This is a genomic window from Rahnella perminowiae (genome assembly GCF_019049755.1).
Lineage (GTDB): Bacteria > Pseudomonadota > Gammaproteobacteria > Enterobacterales > Enterobacteriaceae > Rahnella > Rahnella perminowiae.
Window position 1 is genome coordinate 42,276 of record NZ_JAFMOS010000643.1, and the last position, 17,310, is coordinate 59,585.

Genomic DNA, 17,310 nt, shown 5'->3' on the forward strand with positions numbered 1-17,310 from the left:
CCCGTTACTCGGCTTCTGGGGTGAACGGCGTCAGCGGAGCATCGTTGTCGCTGTCGAGCAGGATCTGAACGCGTTGTTCTGCCTGTTGCAGCTTTTGTTGCCCCTGACGTGCCAGCTGGACGCCTTGCTCAAATTCGTTGAGTGCGTCTTCTAACGGCAGCTCGCCCGACTCAAGGCGGGAAACAATCTGTTCCAGTTCGGCCAGAGCCGTTTCAAAATTGGCAGGTGATGCAGATTTTTTTGACATAATTCTCTTTTAATATCGTTGATCAGAACGGATGATCGAAGTACTGAGGCGACAGACTCAGCGCTCAGCCTCAAGAGACATTCCTGTTCAGTATGAGATCGGCTACAGGGTTTTGTGCACAGAGTACCCATTTTAAGTGATATACTCTGCGCCGCAGATATTATTGCTAAGCCCAATGTGACACATAATGAACATTTGGCTTAGCAATAATAGGATCCTAGATCCTTATTCAGCGACTTACTACCCCGTTTTTTCACCCGCTAACAAAAGACTGCCATGAAGTTTATCATTAAATTGTTCCCTGAAATCACCATCAAGAGCCAATCTGTGCGTTTGCGCTTTATTAAGATCCTCTCAAGCAGCATTCGCAATATTGTGCGACCGCATGATGAGACGCTGGCGGTGGTTCGCCACTGGGATCATATCGAAGTTCGCAGTAAAGACGAAAGTAAACACGACCTGATTCAGGAATTGCTCTGCCGCATTCCGGGTATCCGTTATGTGGAAGAAGTTGAAGACCGTCCTTATACCGACGTTCACAATATCTTTGAGCAGGCGCTGGAGGCTTATCGTACTGAAGTAGAAGGCAAAACTTTCTGCGTGCGTGTTAAACGTCGTGGCAAACATGACTTCACGTCTACTGAAGTTGAGCGCTATGTCGGCGGCGGTCTGAATCAGCACATCGAATCGGCCCGTGTGAGCCTGACCGCTCCGCAGGTCACGGTGAAACTGGAAATTAACGACGATAAACTGGTGCTGGTAAAAAGCCGCCTCGAAGGCCAGGGCGGTTACCCGATTGGCACACAGGAAGATGTGCTGTCACTGATTTCCGGTGGCTTTGACTCCGGCGTATCCAGTTATATGCTGATGCGTCGTGGCTGTCGTGTGCATTATTGTTTCTTTAATCTTGGCGGTGCTGCGCATGAAATCGGCGTAAAACAGGTGGCTCATTATCTGTGGAACCGTTTTGGCAGCTCGCATCGTGTGCGTTTTATCGCGGTTGATTTCGAACCGGTAGTGGGTGAAATACTCGAAAAAGTCGAAGACGGCCAGATGGGTGTGGTGCTGAAACGCATGATGGTGCGAGCGGCGTCTGCTATCGCTGAGCGCTACGGCGTCCAGGCACTGGTGACAGGTGAGGCGTTGGGGCAGGTGTCCAGCCAGACACTGACCAATCTGCGTTTGATTGACAATGTTTCGGACACGCTCATCCTGCGCCCGCTGATTTCTCACGATAAAGAGCACATCATCAGGATTGCCCGTGAAATCGGTACCGAAGATTTTGCCAAGACCATGCCTGAATACTGTGGAGTGATTTCGAAAAGCCCGACGGTGAAGGCGGTGAAAGCCAAGATCGAAGCTGAAGAAGCAATGTTCGATTTTGACGTGCTGGATAAAGTGGTCAGTGAGGCGCGCAATGTCGATATTCGCGAAATCGCTACGCAGGCAGCCGAAGTCGTACCGGAAGTGGAAACGGTGGCGGAGTTTATCTCAACAGACATCGTTCTGGATGTCCGCGCACCGGATGAAGTGGAAGCACAACCGCTGGCACTGGAAAATGTTGAAGTGAAACCGCTGGCGTTTTACAAACTGGCCACTCAGTTTGGCTCTCTCGATCAGAGCAAAACCTATCTGTTATATTGTGACCGCGGCGTCATGAGCCGTTTGCAGGCGCTGTATCTGAAAGAACAGGGTTTCGATAACGTTAAGGTGTATCGCCCTTAGTTTTTACCCTTCAGGCTGCAGATGCGCTGGCTTTCCTCTTCCCGTCGGGGCCAGCGCAGGCGCAGTTTAAAAGGTTGCCCTACAGCCCGAATTATTTCGGGTATCTGATGGTTCAGGATTCCCGGGCACCTTCATCGGTATAATTATAAATCCCCGGCGCAAGAACCAGTTGCGCGGCAATCTCTGCCGCTTTGGTTTTACCCAGCAACAGATCGATAATCTTCAGGGCAAACTCCATGGATGTGCCCGGTCCCTGACTGGTCAGAAGATTAACGCGTGGATCGAAAATTACGCGACGATCGGACCATTTGTTCGGGTCGATCTTATCCCTCAGGCCCGGGAAGCCAGTCATGTTGCCTACCGGGAATAAATCGTGATATTCCAGCACCAGCGCAGGAGCGGCGCAGATGGCGGCAACGATTTTACCGCTGACGTGCATCTGTCGGACTTTCTCCACCAGCAACGGGCTTTCACTGAAGCAGGTTGCACCAGCGAGGCCGCCTGGCAGTACGATCACGTCATGCTCATCATCTGCGACATCCACCAGTGCGACGTCGGCCAGAATCCGCACGCCGCGTGAGCAGCGGATCTCCAGATTGCCATCGCCGGCGACGCTGGCCGTGATGACGTTAATGCCCGCCCGCACCAGCAAATCAATTACGGTAACGGCTTCTATTTCTTCGCTACCAGGTGCCAGGCAGACCAGAACTGATGCGCTCATAATCGTTTTCCTTTCTCTTAATCTGTTCAAATAAGCGGGTATTCACCGGTAAATTCAGCCCATATTTCCGTCCGCGCCGCAGGACATAGCCGGTAATGTAATCAATTTCAGTATGACGCTGGCTGCGGATATCCTGCAACATCGATGAATGATTTGCTGACGTCGAGTCGATCACCTGATAGACAAAACTGAGTAAAGATTCGCTATGAATTTCAACGCCTTCAATGGCCATCACCTGTGCGACTTCCTGACAGATTTCTTCAATCTGCGCGGTATGGGCCAGTAAATCGCCGTTAGTGCAATTGTATATCGCCGTCAGCGGATTGATGACGCAATTCACCGCCAGTTTATTCCATAACGATGATTTGATGTTGTCATGCCACGCGACATCCGGTAACGCATTATGCAGCGTATCTGCCAGTGAACTCAGTGCAGCACCGCGCGGTGTTACCGGCCCGATGTGTGTGACACCCGCTGCGACATGGACAATTGCGTTGCTTTCATGACGTGCCGCATGGGTCGTCGCGCCTTGCAAAATGGCCAGACGATGGGGCGGTAATTCATCAACAGTACCCATGCCATTATGCAGCAGTAATATTGCGCAATTATCATCAAGCTTTGGCATCAGCGCGCTGACCGCGCCGGAAACCTGCCATGCTTTGAGCGTAACCAGCAGTAATTCGCTTTGTGCCAGATGTTCCGGGTCGTTAGTAGGCATATTGCGATTAAAAGCAATGCCTTCCGGCGAGATAACGTTGACGGCACAAAATGGCTGCGGAATGCGGATCCAGCCCTGTACGTCGTGGCCTTGCTGATAAAGAGCCGAAAGCCAGAGTTGTCCCAGCGCACCGCAACCCAATACTGTTATTTTCATTGTGCCTCCCGGGAATCGTGGCGAAATAGAACCATGAAGAAGATAGTTGAAAGAATATTCTGCTGTCCGGTTATCTTATTAGTATAGACTTTTGTGCTACAGATCACATTTTCACCTGCACTTTATGAGCACCGGAGCATTTAATGTTTGGTGCTTTGCTGTCGTTTGGCATCGGCGGTTGAAGGCGGTATTATGCACGCCATATAACGCAACACAAAAACTACAGGGAGAAGCGATTATGCCGTCTTTTGACATTGTTTCCGAAATCGACATGCAGGAAGTGCGTAATGCCGTGGAAAATGCCAGTCGTGAACTGCAAACCCGTTGGGATTTCCGCAATATTCCTGCCAGCTTCGATCTCAATGAAAAAAATGAGAGTATTAAAGTGGCCAGCGAATCAGATTTTCAGGTGAACCAGCTGGTGGATATTCTGCGTGAGAAGTTAGCCAAACGTGGCATTGAAGGCGGGGCGTTGGAAATTCCGGAGCAGATGGAGCACAGCGGTAAAACTTACAGTGTTGAAGCAAAATTGCATTCCGGCATTGAATCCACGCTGGCGAAGAAAATCGTCAAGCTGATCAAAGACAGTAAGATTAAAGTGCAGGCGCAGGTTCAGGGTGACGAAGTTCGTGTCACTGGCAAAGCGCGTGATGATTTACAGGCTGTGATGGCACTCATCCGTAACGGCGATTTAGGCCAGCCGTTCCAGTTCAAAAACTTCCGCGACTGATAGCCGTCGTTCTTTGAGCGGCAGATGTGTTGACCGTATTCAGTAACCCGAATCACTTACTCCGGTAAGCGCATCGGGTTCCTTCATTTGCCGCCTTCCTGCCGCTCAAATTACCTGGCTCTCTGGCAATTAACATGGGAACGCATTGCGTCCCTTTTTTGTGGGTTACTTGCGCTGGCGTAGTCTTTTCACCAGCTCGAAATCTTTAAAGTAAACAGGTTTGTCATACTGCATCGACAGGTTCCCGGCGATCCCGGTCAGGATCGACATGGCACCGGCGCGATGATCGGCTGCACGTTTTAACGGATCCTCTTTGCGCTCGCCGAACAAGTCTTCCAGCATCGCATTATCACCGCCGCCGTGACCACCTTCTCCCAGCTGGAATTGTGCCTTCCAGGGTTCGGCAAATAACGGATAAACCGTGATTTCCGCTTTTTCAATGCTGCCTTCTTTTTCGCGTTTCCCACCAGCGTTAACGTAAGACATCTCGACAATTTTCATTTCAATGCGTCCCCGGGTGCCGTTAAACACCACGTTCAGCCCTTCCCATGGCAGATATGCATTCAGTGAATAGGTCAGTTGCACCTTGTTCTGATATTTCACCAGCACGGATAACGTATCTTCAATATTGATGCCCTCGCTGAATACACTCTGATCACGGAAGTAGTTATCTTCGTGTTCCGCATCCAGATACAGCGCTTTAAGCTGGGCATTATTTGCCATATGCAGTGCAAACGGATCATTTTGTGCCTGTGTGTAGCCATGCGCACGCGGATAAAATTCTGTCATGCCGCGTTTCTCAGCATTCTCTTTCCCGTAAAACCGCAGGTCACCCTGGGCGTACACTTTTTCCGGCGTACTGTTCAGCCAGAAGTTCATCAGGTCAAAATGATGGGTGGATTTATGCACCAGCAGGCCGCCGGAATTGCGTTTTTCACGGTGCCAGCGACGGAAGTAATCTGCACCATGTTCGGTATTGAGCAGCCATTCAAAATGAACTGACAGCACTTCGCCGATAGTATCCTGCATCAGCAGTTCGCGTATTTTGCTGTGATGCGGCGCGTAGCGGTAATTGAACGCCACACGCACCTGATAACCGGTGGCATCGACCGCATCCAGAATACGCAGCGCCCGGTGTTCATCAATGGTCATCGGCTTTTCAGTAATGACGTCGCAACCGGCGTGCAGGGCGCGGACGATGTAATCATCATGCGTGCGGTCCATGCTGGTGACAATCACGATATCCGGTTTGGTTTCGTCGAGCATCGTATTGAAACCGGCCGCTTTCCAGGTCGGTACCCGGGCGACGCCACTTTGCTCAAGCTGGCGGTTCGCATAATCCATTCGCGTCTGGTTTGTATCACAGAAAGCCACAAATTTTGCATTGTGGCGGTATTTGCCGGTGATCGCTTCAATGTATAAACCCGAGCGACCGCCGGTGCCAACGAGAGCATATGTTTTCATGAGATCCTCAAAAGGCCCGAAAGCCGTCATCACTGACAAAATTTTTGTTAAGGAATTCCTGAGGATAATGATTACTGAGGTTTTTTAAGTGAGGGGAGTCACGCGGCAGAGATAAAAGTGAAACGCTGTGCCAGTTTGCCAGCACAGCGTGTTTTTGTCAGGAGGGCAATCAGGCCGCGCTGACCAGTTGTTCGAGCGCTTTACGGTTAGTCTGTTTGGTATCCACTTTCACATAGGCACTGAATTCTTCCGGTACGACAACGGCTTCAGCCACACCTGGCTGTGCAAGGATCCGCGCCTGCAAGGCGGAATCTTTCACTGCCAGTTCAGATAAGGTGATACGCAGGCTACTGACATACGGCGGTTCAGTCATAGTAGAGCTAACCAGCAACCAGACGACGGCAATTGCTGCACATACCAGGAATACTGTACCGGCACCGGCGTGTCCGTAAACATAACCGCCTAAGCTGCCACCAATTGCTACCCCGATGAACTGGCTGGTGGAGTAAAGTCCCATTGCCGTGCCTTTATAGCCTGCGGGAGATTCTTTACTGATTAGCGAGGGTAAAATCGCCTCCATCACGTTGAAGGCCAGGAAGAACAACTGGATACCGGCGATGACTGCCCATAAATGCAGGCCAGCAGCCCACAGCACGATTTCAGCCAGCAGCAACACCATCACGCAACCCATGAATACCTGTTTCATGTGGCGCTTTTTCTCGGCGTAAACGATCACCGGAATGACGGCAACGAAAGATGTCAGCATGGTGATCAGATACACCCGCCAGTGTTCACTCGGCGGGAAACCTGCATGTTCCATCACTTGCGGCAACACCACGAAACTCGACATCAGTAACACGTGAAGACACAGGATGCCGAAGTTCAGCTTCAGCAATTTAGCGTTACTCAGCACTTTACCGAAGCTGCCTTTCACCATGCTCGATTCACGGTTCAGGATGTGCGTGGCAGGGGAGGGCACCACGGCCACGGTGATGATGATACCGAGAATGGTCAGCGCCGCGATCGCCCAGAACAAGGCGTGTAAGCCCCAGGCGTGGGTGATGATCGGGCCGAGAACCATTGCAATCGCAAAGGTAATACCGAAACTGATGCCGATAAACGCCATCGCTTTGGTACGGTTTTGCTCGCGGGTCAGGTCAGAAAGCAGGGCCATCACGGCAGCTGCAATTGCGCCAGAGCCTTGCAAGGCACGACCTATGATCACGCCCCAGATAGATTCGGTGGAAGCAGCCACAATGCTGCCGATACAGAAGATGACCAGACCAAAGACGATCAGTGGTTTGCGGCCAACACGGTCAGAAAGCAGGCCAAACGGGATTTGGAAAACAGCTTGTGCCAGTCCGTAAATACCGATGGCGATGCCGATCAGTGTTTCGCTGGCGCCGGACAGTTTCATGCCATAAGTGGTCAGCACCGGCAGCACCATGAACATGCCGAGCATGCGCAAAGAAAATACTGTCCCTAGTCCCCATGTAGCCCGACTTTCCTGCGGGGTCATCTGGTTATCGTTCACATTACTACCTCAAAATAACAATCCGACATTTTAATGATTAAGCCGGCTTGGGTAAAACGATGGATCTTTAGCAGATATTACGAAATTTGCCCGTCAGAGTGAGCAAAAGAAAAGGCCAGTATTGCTACTGGCCTTTAGCTGTGATTTCAGCGGGTTACACTGAACGTGTGCGTTACCAAACGTACGTCAGCAATGATGTCGGGGCAGAATTAAAATCCACGGACATCATGAAGCTCAGCGACATGATAGTGATGATGGAGAAACCAAACAGCTTCCTCGCCCACAGCACATCGTTTTCCGTTTTGTAACCCTTCAGTGCCATACCCAGCCACCAGATACTCACAGCGGCGGCGACGATCAGGTATTTATAACCTGCATAACCGCTCAGGGTCAGCATCAGTGTCGCAATCATAAAGGCCAAAATATAGACGATAATATGATGCTTGGCGACAGAAATGCCTTTCACCACTGGCAGCACCGGGATGCCCGCAGCCTGATAATCCTTGAAGCGGAAGATGGCAATCGCGTACGAATGCGGCATCTGCCACAGGCTGAAAATCAGAAGCAGGATCAGGGCACCGGTATCGAACTGGCCTGAAACGGCACAATAACCGATAACCGGTGGCGCTGCGCCAGATAAGCTGCCGATCAACGTGCCGTATACCGAGTTGCGTTTCATGTACAGGCTGTAAATGCCGACATAAACCACAAAGCCCATCACTGCCAGCCACATCGCCAGCGGATTTGCTCCGATATACAACAACGCAAAGCCCGCAATACCCAGAATGGTCGCGTAAACCAGGCTTGTTTTCGGCGGAATAAGCCCTTTCACCAGGACCCGGTTCTTCGTTCTTTCCATGATCCGGTCGATGTCGCGGTCAATAAAGTTGTTAAATACACAACCCGATGCGACCACCAGCGAAACACCGACCAGTGTGGCGAGAAAGAGTGGGAAGTCGATGCTGCCTTTGGCAGCAAGGAGAAATCCCCCGATGACAGAAATTAAGTTGCCGAAAATAATTCCTGGTTTCGTTACTTGCAGGTATTGCTTAATCATCACGTGCAGCTCGGCTCTTTAACTGACCATCATATTGAGGTTGAGGTTATACATAATCCACAATGAGCCCACAACAACGATAAAGATAATCACAGCGGTGAACAGAAGCGCCACCAGGTTCCAGCGCTCTTCCGACGACGTATTCATGTGCAGGAAGAACACTAAATGGACAACGATCTGGATGATGGCGGAAGCAACCACGGTACCCAGAATCAGTGAATGTGATGCCGTGTCGGTCATGACCATGGCAAACGGGATCACCGTCAGGATAACCGACAAGATGAAGCCAATAGCGTATGACTTCAGGCTGCCGTGGCTTGCGCCACCATGGGAAGTAGCAGAATGACTCATTACATCGCTCCCATCAGATAAACAACGGTAAACACGCAGATCCACACCACGTCAAGGAAGTGCCAGAACAGGCTCAGACACATCAGACGGGTTTTGTTAACTTCCGTCAGACCGCGACGTGAAACCTGAACCATCATCGTCAGGATCCAAATCAGACCACAGGTCACGTGCAGACCGTGGGTGGCGACCAGTGCAAAGAAGCCAGACAGGAAACCACTGCGTTGCGGGCCATAGCCTTCAGCAATCAGGTGATGGAATTCATAGAGTTCCATCCCGATGAAGCCTAAACCGAACAGGAATGTCAGGAACAACCAGCCGTTAACAGCGGCTTTGTTGCCTTTGTTCATGCCCAGCATGGCAAAGCCGTAAGTGATACTACTGAACAGCAGGCAGAAGGTTTCTACCAGCACGAACGGCAGTTCAAAAATGTCTTTACCAGAGGGACCGCCAGCGGTCCCGTTTACCAGCACTGCATATGTCGCGAACAGGCTCGCAAACAAAATGCAGTCACTCATCAGGTAGATCCAGAAGCCGAAGACTTTGGTTGCACCTGCATCGTGGTGCCCATGCTCAGCATGGGCCTCATCGTGGTGAGTCAGAGTATCAGTTGCCATGTTTCACACCTGCTTTACGGATTTGTTCATAATGTTGGTTTTCAATACGTTCCACTTCTTCAACTGGCACGTAGTAATCAACATCTTCGTCGAAGCTTTTCGCAATCCAGGTCGCAGCCAGGGCAATGAAGCTCACTGCAGCCAGCCACCAGATATCCCAGATTAAGGCGAAACCACAAACCAGACTCAGCATAGCGATGATGAAACCGGCGCCGCTGTTACGTGGCATATGAATCGGTTCATATTTAGCAGGCTGCTTGTAAGCGGTACCTTTCTCTTTCATGTCCCAGAACTCATCGCGGTCGTGAATTTGCGGCACGATGGCGAAGTTGTAGAACGGAGGAGGAGAAGATGTTGACCACTCCAGAGTACGTGCGCCCCACGGGTCGCCGGTCAGATCACGGTTCTGGTCGCGGTCGCGAACGGAAACGAAGATCATGATCAGCTGGCAGAGGATACCGCAGGCAATCAGTGCAGCACCGCATGCCGCAACAACCAGCAGCGGGTGGAACTCAGGGTCGATGTTCTGGCTGACACGACGGGTCATGCCCATGAAGCCCAGTACGTACAATGGCATGAATGCAACGAAGAAGCCGATGATCCAGAACCAGAATGAACGCACACCCCATTTTTCGTTCAGCGTGAAGCCGAAGGATTTAGGGAACCAGTAAGTCAGACCTGCGAAGCAACCGAAGACCACACCACCGATAATAACGTTATGGAAGTGGGCAATCAGGAACAGGCTGTTGTGCAGCACGAAGTCAGCACCCGGAACCGCCAGCAGAACGCCGGTCATACCACCTACAGAGAAGGTGATGATGAAGCCAACAGTCCACAACATCGCCGCGTTAAGCGTGATACGGCCCTGATACATGGTGAACAGCCAGTTGAAGATTTTTACCCCGGTCGGGATAGAAATGATCATCGTCATGATGCCGAAGAAGGCATTGACGTTAGCGCCTGAACCCATGGTGAAGAAGTGGTGCAGCCAAACGATGAACGACAACACGGTGATGGCGATGGTTGCCCATACCAGCGAGGTGTAACCGAACAGACGTTTTTTGGAGAAGGTCGCGGTCACTTCCGAGAACACACCGAATACTGGCAGAACCAAAATGTACACTTCCGGATGGCCCCAGGCCCAAATCAGGTTGATGTACATCATCATGTTGCCGCCCATATCATTCGTGAAGAAATGGGTGCCCAGATAACGGTCTAAAGTCAGCAGTGCAACAGTCACGGTCAGAATCGGGAAGGACACGATAATCAACACGTTGGTGCACAGTGCGGCCCAGGTAAATACCGGCATTTTCATCAGCGGCATACCCGGTGCGCGCATCTTCAGGATGGTCGCAAAGAAGTTAACACCGGTCAGCAAGGTACCGACACCGGATATCTGGAGGCTCCAGATCCAGTAATCTACCCCGACCCCCGGACTGTATTCCTTACCTGACAGTGGCGGATAAGCTAACCAGCCGGTCTGTGCGAACTCACCCACACCCAGAGAGATGTTGATCAGCACAACAGCCGCGGCGGTAAACCAGAAGCTCACGTTGTTCAGGAACGGGAACGCAACGTCGCGCGCACCGATTTGCAAAGGAACAACCACGTTCATCAGACCGATTACGAAAGGCATCGCCATGAAGAAAATCATGATCACGCCGTGCGCGGTAAAGATTTGGTCGTAGTGATGAGGGGGGAGGAAGCCCGGCTCGCCCGCAGAGGCAAGGACCTGCTGGCTACGCATCATGATGGCATCGGCAAAACCACGCAAAAGCATGACGAAGGCCAGAATGATATACATGATACCTAATTTTTTGTGGTCGACGGAGGTCAGCCACTCGGTCCACAGATACTTCCACTTACCGAAATAGGTGATGCCGGCAACGACTGCCAGACCACCGATAATAATTGCGGCAACTGTGACCATGATAATCGGTTCATGATACGGAACCGAATCAAGCGTTAATTTTCCGAACATCTTTTATTCCTCGGCTCCGGCTGCGTGAGACTGTCCACCCATATCCATGCCTTTCATGTCAGCGCCTGCAGGTATTGGCATGGTATGACCTTCCGGCGCTGCCTTCATGTCATGCATGGAGTATTTGCCAATGATTTCTTTAAACAAACCAGGTTTTGCAACAGAGAAGTATTCGACCGGGTTGTCGATGCTCTGTACAGCCAGTTTGTTGAAGTCATCAGTTGTCGCCAGCTGATTCGGTGCACTTTTCACTTTCGCTACCCAGGTGTCGAAATCGGCACGGGTTGGAGTCGCAATTGTGTTGAACTTCATACCTGAGAAGCCGCGGCCGCTGAAGCTTGCTGAAATGCCTTTATACGTACCCGCTTCATTTGCAATCAAATGCAGCTGAGTTTGCATACCGGCCATCGCATAAATCTGCCCGCCTAACTGAGGAATGAAGAACGAGTTCATCACAGAGTCTGAAGTGACTTTGAACTGAACAGGCACATCTTTAGGAATAACCAGTTCGTTAACGGTCGCGATGCCCTGTTCTGGATAAATGAACAACCATTTCCAGTCCAGAGAAACGACTTCAACCGTCATCGGTTTTTGGTCAGTCACAATTGGCTTGAACGGATCAAGCGAGTGGGTGGTTTTCCAGGTAATCGTTGCCAGGATGGCAATGATAATAATTGGAACTGTCCAGACGACGGCTTCAATTTTGTTGGAGTGGGACCAATCAGGACTGTATTTTGCTTTTGTATTGGAAGCGCGATACTTCCAGGCAAAGGCTAACGCCATGATAATAACTGGTATAACAACGATCAGCATTAAACCGATAGCGGTTAAAATCAGCGTTCTCTGCTCAAGTCCAATTGCTCCCTTGGGATCCATCAATGCCGTATTGCAACCGCTCAACATTACTGCGGAGGCAAATAAGGACAACATCCCAATACTTTTATTGTATTTCTTAAGTCTCATCTAACGACCTCAATAACTAGGGCTCTATTGTCGCTTCAGGTGTGCGGGCATTTTACGGGAAGGTTGCAGGACTGTAAACACGCTTAAACAAGTGTCAAAGCGCTGTTGACACTTTATGTTAACGCAGTCACACATGTCACGGAACGTGACAATTTACAGTCGGCAACAATATGTTGCGTATGGATTTTTTTCTATAGTGATGAAAAACAAGGAGTGACAGATTTTGACATTATAATTGCCGTGCGATATCGCATCGGTAGGTTTAATTAATGTTAAATTAATGTAGACAGCAGGTGAAATAAAAGCACAAAAAGCACGAAAGAAAATTATCCCTGAAAATATTATTTTTTCTGGATTTAATTTATTGCCTCATATGTAGAGATAATTTGTTAAATGAAATACGCCATTCATTTCGAATGAATGGCGGTAAATCAGGCACGTGCAGTACGGCGCAGAGATAAAAAATCGAGCAGGCTGCCTAAAATAACGCCAGTCAGGCAAATGATGGCACCCGCTTGTAACAGGATTGTCGCCAGACTGTGCCAGGATGCCCATCCGGCACTGTCGATTATCAGCGTGAGCAGCCAGAGTACCAATAACACGCTGCCCGTCAGCATGCAACGTAACGCCCAGCGGTACGGGGCGGCGAAGTGAATGCGTGGCAGGAAAGCCTCTGTTTTTTGAGTGTATTCAAGAGTCTGCCGGCAAACTGCAAGCAGTAACAAGCCGGGTATAGCGGCCACAATCGAGAAAAGATAAAACCAAGGCCAGCCGTAAGCTTCAACGAACCATCCGGCAATCGGCCCGACATATACGCGTCCCACGGCAGACAATGCTGAAAGCAGCGCAAACTGGGTGGCAGAGAATGACCGATTACACAGTGTCATGAGCAACGCCACGAACGCAGCTGTCCCCATACCGCCACACAGGTTCTCAAAGAAAATCGCCGCGCCCATGGTGGTTAAATCTTTATCGGTAATGGCCAGGATCCAGTAACCGGCGTTGGAAACAGCCTGTAAAATCCCGAACAACATGAGTGCGCGGAACACGCTCAGACGCTGCATTAACATTCCGCCAAATAAGGCGCCGATAATCGTTGCCATCAGCCCGAGCGTTTTATTTACCAGCCCGACCTCCCCGGCATCAAAGCCAACGCCACGGATTAAAAATGTTGTACTCAGGCTACCTGCAAAGGCATCGCCCATTTTGTACATGACGATGAGCAGCAAAATCAGCCAGGCATTGTTGCGGCCGAAAAAATCTTTAAGCGGGGAGATAACAGCCATCTCAATACTGCGAGGCGCGGGTTGGGCGTTTTGAGGTTCCGGTGCTAACAGGGTAGCGAGAACGCCTATCAGCATCAGACCCGCCATCAGCCAGTACATATGCTGCCAGCCGAGATACCGGTCAGCCAGCCATAACGCCAGTCCCCCTGAGACCAGCATCGCCAGACGGTAACCCAGGACCGACACGGCGGCACCATTTCCGCGTTCTTCCGGTGGCAGTACATCGGTTTTATACGCGTCGAAAACGATGTCCTGCGACGCCGAGGCGAAGGCGATCAGTACGGCCAGCGCAGCCAGCCAGAATAAGTCTTTTGAGGGATCCATAAATCCCATCGCGAAAATCGCCACGACCAACAGCAACTGCGTCAGGATCAGCCATCCTCGTCTGCGCCCGAGAAAAGAGGGGGTATAGCGATCCATCATCGGCGACCATAAGAATTTAAACACGTAGGCCTGACCTACCAGCGAAAAAATACCGATGGTTTTCAGGTCGACATTTTCGACCGTCATCCACGCTTGCAATGTGCCGGACGTCAGCGCCAGGGGTAAACCGGAAGCGAAGCCCAGAAGCAATAAAATGACCGTATTGCGTTGCGTGAAAATTTTAAAGTACTGACTGATCATGAAAATTGTGTTCCTGCGAACCGTTGAGAGAGTGGCGCACATGCATAATAAAGGAAGGGATACATTTCAGGAAAGATAATCGCTGGCTGTAAAAAGCATTCTGCCCGGACGAGCCGGGCAGAATTCATCATGTAAACTTCAGCTGAACTTAACGGGCGTTTGCTTTGATGAAGTCGCTGATGCTGGTATCTGACGCCATGTCACTGATGACATCGCCTAGTGTGGTGTTAACGGCATTGGTGATTTTTGCGTTAGTCGCAGACAGTGCACCCTGAACGTTATACGTCGAGCGGTAGTTTTTTACCTGCTTGCTGCCGTTTTTCGCTGTCGCGATGATAGAAATATCGGCTTTGGTGGTGATGTTATAACGCAGGTTCCCTTCCTGAACGTCAGCATACAGTTTGTTCACCACAATTTGCAGATCAACGGCACCGTCAGCACCGACCATGTAGCCCCGGGCAGTCATTTGCTTCTCCAGAGATTCCTGCAGCAGGAAGCGAAGATCACGTGACGGGGTCAGGGAAATCAGCTGACCATCGCGGTTCACTTTCGCCAGTGCCTGATCCTGACGCTGGTCAGCACCATTAATGCTGATAGTAATCCCCTGCAGGGTAGGATCCTGGGAAGGCAGAACAATTTTCGGGGAAACATCCAGCGTGTTAGTGCTGGTAGCGCAACCCGCCAGCATAAAGAGCGCCAGAACAGGGAAAATAATTTTCTTTAGCATGTGTATTTTCTCAATATTAATAAGGGAATAGTGCTCAAAAATTTGCCGACATCATAACATTGCCATTTGCCGGGGGAAGTCCCAACAATCCGGAAAAATGTGTTTTTCGCGTTTTTTTTCAGCAAAGTCACAGTAAAGCGGCGAACGGCTGACGTCATCCGTGGCTAAGCGGCACTTTATTTGACAGACTGAGCGGCATTTTTATCAATCCGCAGCAGAAATTTATTCTTCTGGTGTGCATAGAATCTGGAAAGCCGCCTATCATTATAAAAGGATAGGGGTACCAGACAGGCGCAGTTCTCTGCTGATGCGGTTTAAGGAGATTGCTATGATTCGTGAGCAAATAGAAGCAAAATTAGTTGAAGCATTCGAACCTGCGTTTCTGGAAGTGACTGACGAAAGCTATCGTCATAATGTCCCGGCAGGCTCTGAGAGCCATTTTAAAGTGGTCATGGTGTCCGATAAGTTTATCGGGGAGCGTTTCCTGGCGCGCCATCGAGCCATCTACGGGAAATTAACCGAGGAGCTGGCAGGCAGTGTACATGCGCTGGCTTTGCACACATATACCTTGAAAGAATGGGAAGGCTTACAGGATACGGTACCGGCTTCACCGCCATGTCGTGGTGCGGGCACAATGGCCTGACAGTGGCGATCTGATTCACAAAAGGCATAAATATCGGCTTTTGACACGGTAAAACTGGAACTTTCCTTGTCAGATGCGGTATTAGTAGGTGCGAATTTCAAGAAACGGCCTGCGGGCCGTTTTTGTTTTTCTTCTGACGGACTGACGGCAAGAGGTTTGTGCCTCTGAATGACCGCATTTTTCGAAGGATCGAGTCCCGTGTGAGTTTCCCTCCCGCGCATCAGAGACCGTCCTCGACTCAATGCGTATGCGCCGCTATAATGTCGCGTCTAATTTTTCCGGAATGGTTTCGGACGCTCTCGAATACAGGGCTACGTTCTGATACAGAACTGTCCCGGTTCTTAGAAGTCGTTTTCAAGGTAAGTTTGCGCTCATCTTGAGAACGACTTCTGGAGTTGACCGAGCACTGTGATTTTTTTTTGAGGTAACAAGATGCAAGTTTCTGTTGAAACCACTCAAGGCCTTGGGCGCCGCGTAACGATTACTGTTCCTGCTGAAAGCATTGAAAAAGCAGTGAGCAGTGAACTGATCAACGTCTCTAAAAAAGTACGTATTGACGGCTTCCGTAAAGGCAAAGTACCCAGCCATATCATCGAACAGCGTTACGGCGCGTCAGTACGTCAGGACGTACTGGGTGATCTGATGCAACGCAATTTCGTTGATGCGATCATCAAAGAAAAAATCAATCCAGCTGGCGCACCTAACTATATCCCGGGTGAGTACAAGCAGGGTGAAGACTTCAACTTCTCCGTAGAATTTGAAGTGTACCCGGAAGTTGAGCTGAAAGATCTGGAAAACATCGAAGTTGAAAAACCGGTTGTTGAAGTTAACGACGCTGATGTTGACACCATGCTGGAAACTCTGCGTAAGCAACAAGCGGACTGGAAAGAAACTGATGCTGCTGCCACTGCTGAAGACCGCGTAACTGTTGATTTCTCCGGTTCTATTGACGGTGAAGAATTCGAAGGCGGTAAAGCTTCTGATTTCGTACTGGCTATGGGCCAGGGCCGCATGATCCCAGGCTTCGAAGACGGTCTGGTTGGTCACAAAGCCGGTGAAGAATTCACTATTGACGTGAACTTCCCGGAAGATTACCACGCTGAAAACCTGAAAGGTAAAGCGGCTAAGTTTGCTATTACCCTGAAGAAAGTTGAACAACGTGAGCTGCCAGAGCTGACGCCAGAATTCATCAAACGTTTCGGCGTGGCTGATGGTTCTGTAGAAGGTCTGCGCGCTGAAGTGCGTAAAAACATGGAACGCGAGCTGAAAGGTGCTGTTCGTAACCGCATCAAAACTCAGGCAATTGACGGTCTGGTCAGCGCTAACGAAATCGACGTGCCATCTGCATTGATCGACGGCGAAGTGGATGTCCTGCGTCGTCAGGCTGCACAACGTTTTGGCGGCAACGAAAAACAAGCGCTGGAACTGCCACGCGAATTGTTCGAAGAGCAAGCTAAGCGTCGTGTCGTTGTCGGTTTGCTGCTGGGCGAAGTCATCAGCCAGCATGAACTGAAAGCTGATGAAGATCGCGTTAAAGCGCTGATCGAAGAAATGGCATCAGCGTACGAAGATCCACAAGAAGTGGTTGAGTTCTACAGCAAAAATAAAGAGCTGATGAACAACATGCGTAACGTCGCGCTGGAAGAACAAGCGGTCGAAACTCTGTTGTCTAAAGCGAAAGTGACCGAAAAGGCCACGACTTTTACTGAGCTGATGAACCAGACTCAACCTGCATAATTTTAATGCACATTGCTGAACCTGTTTCCAGG

At 50.3% G+C, this 17,310-nt stretch carries 16 protein-coding genes; 4 read left to right on the forward strand and 12 right to left on the reverse strand.

Translation table 11 applies throughout. The annotated features are described in order from the left end of the window. Window positions 1–4: 4 nt before the first annotated feature. On the reverse strand, window positions 5–247 hold the full coding sequence (gene xseB / locus J1785_RS25710) for an exodeoxyribonuclease VII small subunit (RefSeq protein WP_129952849.1): 243 nt from the start codon (window positions 245–247) through the stop codon (window positions 5–7). A 276-nt stretch (window positions 248–523) separates the two neighbouring features. Between xseB and thiI the strand changes: the two genes are divergently transcribed. Then, window positions 524–1,972: a tRNA uracil 4-sulfurtransferase ThiI gene (gene thiI, locus J1785_RS25715; RefSeq protein ID WP_129952848.1), complete on the forward strand. Its 1,449-nt coding sequence runs from the start codon at window positions 524–526 to the stop codon at window positions 1,970–1,972. 112 nt (window positions 1,973–2,084) lie between these two features. On the opposite strand, the gene yajL is transcribed toward thiI, so the two are convergent. After that, window positions 2,085–2,693, reverse strand: coding sequence for a protein deglycase YajL (yajL, locus tag J1785_RS25720; RefSeq protein ID WP_129952847.1), 609 nt, complete (start codon window positions 2,691–2,693; stop codon window positions 2,085–2,087). After that, the gene (panE, locus tag J1785_RS25725) at window positions 2,656–3,567 is read right to left on the reverse strand and encodes a 2-dehydropantoate 2-reductase (RefSeq protein ID WP_129992087.1); all 912 of its coding nucleotides are present in this window, start codon (window positions 3,565–3,567) and stop codon (window positions 2,656–2,658) included. Before panE ends, yajL begins: the two co-directional genes overlap by 38 nt. Before the next feature lie 238 nt (window positions 3,568–3,805). Here panE and J1785_RS25730 point away from each other — a divergent pair, with 238 nt between their 5' ends. Further along, on the forward strand, window positions 3,806–4,297 hold the full coding sequence (locus J1785_RS25730) for a YajQ family cyclic di-GMP-binding protein (protein ID WP_129952845.1): 492 nt from the start codon (window positions 3,806–3,808) through the stop codon (window positions 4,295–4,297). Window positions 4,298–4,462: 165 nt separating this feature from the next. On the opposite strand, the gene J1785_RS25735 is transcribed toward J1785_RS25730, so the two are convergent. From J1785_RS25735 to J1785_RS25775, 9 genes are all read right to left on the reverse strand, one after another. Continuing rightward, a complete protein-coding gene (locus tag J1785_RS25735) occupies window positions 4,463–5,761 on the reverse strand; it encodes a Gfo/Idh/MocA family protein (RefSeq protein ID WP_129952844.1) in 1,299 nt (432 codons plus the stop codon). 169 nt (window positions 5,762–5,930) lie between these two features. Continuing rightward, window positions 5,931–7,295 carry an MFS transporter gene (locus tag J1785_RS25740; RefSeq protein ID WP_129952843.1) on the reverse strand — a complete coding sequence of 455 codons (1,365 nt, stop codon included), beginning with the start codon at window positions 7,293–7,295 and terminating at the stop codon, window positions 5,931–5,933. Window positions 7,296–7,467: 172 nt separating this feature from the next. Next, on the reverse strand, window positions 7,468–8,352 hold the full coding sequence (gene cyoE / locus J1785_RS25745; protein ID WP_129952842.1) for a heme o synthase: 885 nt from the start codon (window positions 8,350–8,352) through the stop codon (window positions 7,468–7,470). 18 nt (window positions 8,353–8,370) lie between these two features. After that, complete coding sequence (locus J1785_RS25750) at window positions 8,371–8,703, reverse strand: cytochrome o ubiquinol oxidase subunit IV (RefSeq protein WP_013576648.1); 333 nt, start codon at window positions 8,701–8,703, stop codon at window positions 8,371–8,373. Next, a complete protein-coding gene (locus J1785_RS25755; protein ID WP_013576647.1) occupies window positions 8,703–9,317 on the reverse strand; it encodes a cytochrome o ubiquinol oxidase subunit III in 615 nt (204 codons plus the stop codon). The genes J1785_RS25750 and J1785_RS25755 overlap by 1 nt, the downstream gene beginning before the upstream one ends. After that, complete coding sequence (gene cyoB, locus J1785_RS25760) at window positions 9,307–11,298, reverse strand: cytochrome o ubiquinol oxidase subunit I (RefSeq protein ID WP_013576646.1); 1,992 nt, start codon at window positions 11,296–11,298, stop codon at window positions 9,307–9,309. Before cyoB ends, J1785_RS25755 begins: the two co-directional genes overlap by 11 nt. A 3-nt stretch (window positions 11,299–11,301) precedes the next feature. After that, window positions 11,302–12,261: a cytochrome o ubiquinol oxidase subunit II gene (gene cyoA / locus J1785_RS25765; protein ID WP_217221009.1), complete on the reverse strand. Its 960-nt coding sequence runs from the start codon at window positions 12,259–12,261 to the stop codon at window positions 11,302–11,304. Between the two features lie 431 nt (window positions 12,262–12,692). After that, the gene (gene ampG / locus J1785_RS25770; RefSeq protein WP_217221010.1) at window positions 12,693–14,171 is read right to left on the reverse strand and encodes a muropeptide MFS transporter AmpG; all 1,479 of its coding nucleotides are present in this window, start codon (window positions 14,169–14,171) and stop codon (window positions 12,693–12,695) included. A 148-nt stretch (window positions 14,172–14,319) separates the two neighbouring features. Then, complete coding sequence (locus tag J1785_RS25775) at window positions 14,320–14,898, reverse strand: lipoprotein (protein WP_129952839.1); 579 nt, start codon at window positions 14,896–14,898, stop codon at window positions 14,320–14,322. Between the two features lie 328 nt (window positions 14,899–15,226). Here J1785_RS25775 and bolA point away from each other — a divergent pair, with 328 nt between their 5' ends. Both bolA and tig read left to right on the forward strand, forming a co-directional pair. Then, window positions 15,227–15,541, forward strand: coding sequence for a transcriptional regulator BolA (bolA, locus tag J1785_RS25780; protein ID WP_112151718.1), 315 nt, complete (start codon window positions 15,227–15,229; stop codon window positions 15,539–15,541). A gap of 432 nt (window positions 15,542–15,973) precedes the next feature. Continuing rightward, on the forward strand, window positions 15,974–17,278 hold the full coding sequence (gene tig, locus J1785_RS25785) for a trigger factor (RefSeq protein ID WP_129952838.1): 1,305 nt from the start codon (window positions 15,974–15,976) through the stop codon (window positions 17,276–17,278). Window positions 17,279–17,310 lie beyond the last annotated feature (32 nt).

Coding starts and splice junctions, on each gene's coding strand:
- xseB (WP_129952849.1), bottom strand. CDS start 247: ATGTCAAAAAAATCTGCATCACCTGCCAATTTTGAAACGGCTCTGGCC.
- thiI (WP_129952848.1), top strand. CDS start 524: ATGAAGTTTATCATTAAATTGTTCCCTGAAATCACCATCAAGAGCCAA.
- yajL (WP_129952847.1), bottom strand. CDS start 2,693: ATGAGCGCATCAGTTCTGGTCTGCCTGGCACCTGGTAGCGAAGAAATA.
- panE (WP_129992087.1), bottom strand. CDS start 3,567: ATGAAAATAACAGTATTGGGTTGCGGTGCGCTGGGACAACTCTGGCTT.
- J1785_RS25730 (WP_129952845.1), top strand. CDS start 3,806: ATGCCGTCTTTTGACATTGTTTCCGAAATCGACATGCAGGAAGTGCGT.
- J1785_RS25735 (WP_129952844.1), bottom strand. CDS start 5,761: ATGAAAACATATGCTCTCGTTGGCACCGGCGGTCGCTCGGGTTTATAC.
- cyoE (WP_129952842.1), bottom strand. CDS start 8,352: ATGATTAAGCAATACCTGCAAGTAACGAAACCAGGAATTATTTTCGGC.
- J1785_RS25750 (WP_013576648.1), bottom strand. CDS start 8,703: ATGAGTCATTCTGCTACTTCCCATGGTGGCGCAAGCCACGGCAGCCTG.
- J1785_RS25755 (WP_013576647.1), bottom strand. CDS start 9,317: ATGGCAACTGATACTCTGACTCACCACGATGAGGCCCATGCTGAGCAT.
- cyoB (WP_013576646.1), bottom strand. CDS start 11,298: ATGTTCGGAAAATTAACGCTTGATTCGGTTCCGTATCATGAACCGATT.
- cyoA (WP_217221009.1), bottom strand. CDS start 12,261: ATGAGACTTAAGAAATACAATAAAAGTATTGGGATGTTGTCCTTATTT.
- ampG (WP_217221010.1), bottom strand. CDS start 14,171: ATGATCAGTCAGTACTTTAAAATTTTCACGCAACGCAATACGGTCATT.
- J1785_RS25775 (WP_129952839.1), bottom strand. CDS start 14,898: ATGCTAAAGAAAATTATTTTCCCTGTTCTGGCGCTCTTTATGCTGGCG.
- bolA (WP_112151718.1), top strand. CDS start 15,227: ATGATTCGTGAGCAAATAGAAGCAAAATTAGTTGAAGCATTCGAACCT.
- tig (WP_129952838.1), top strand. CDS start 15,974: ATGCAAGTTTCTGTTGAAACCACTCAAGGCCTTGGGCGCCGCGTAACG.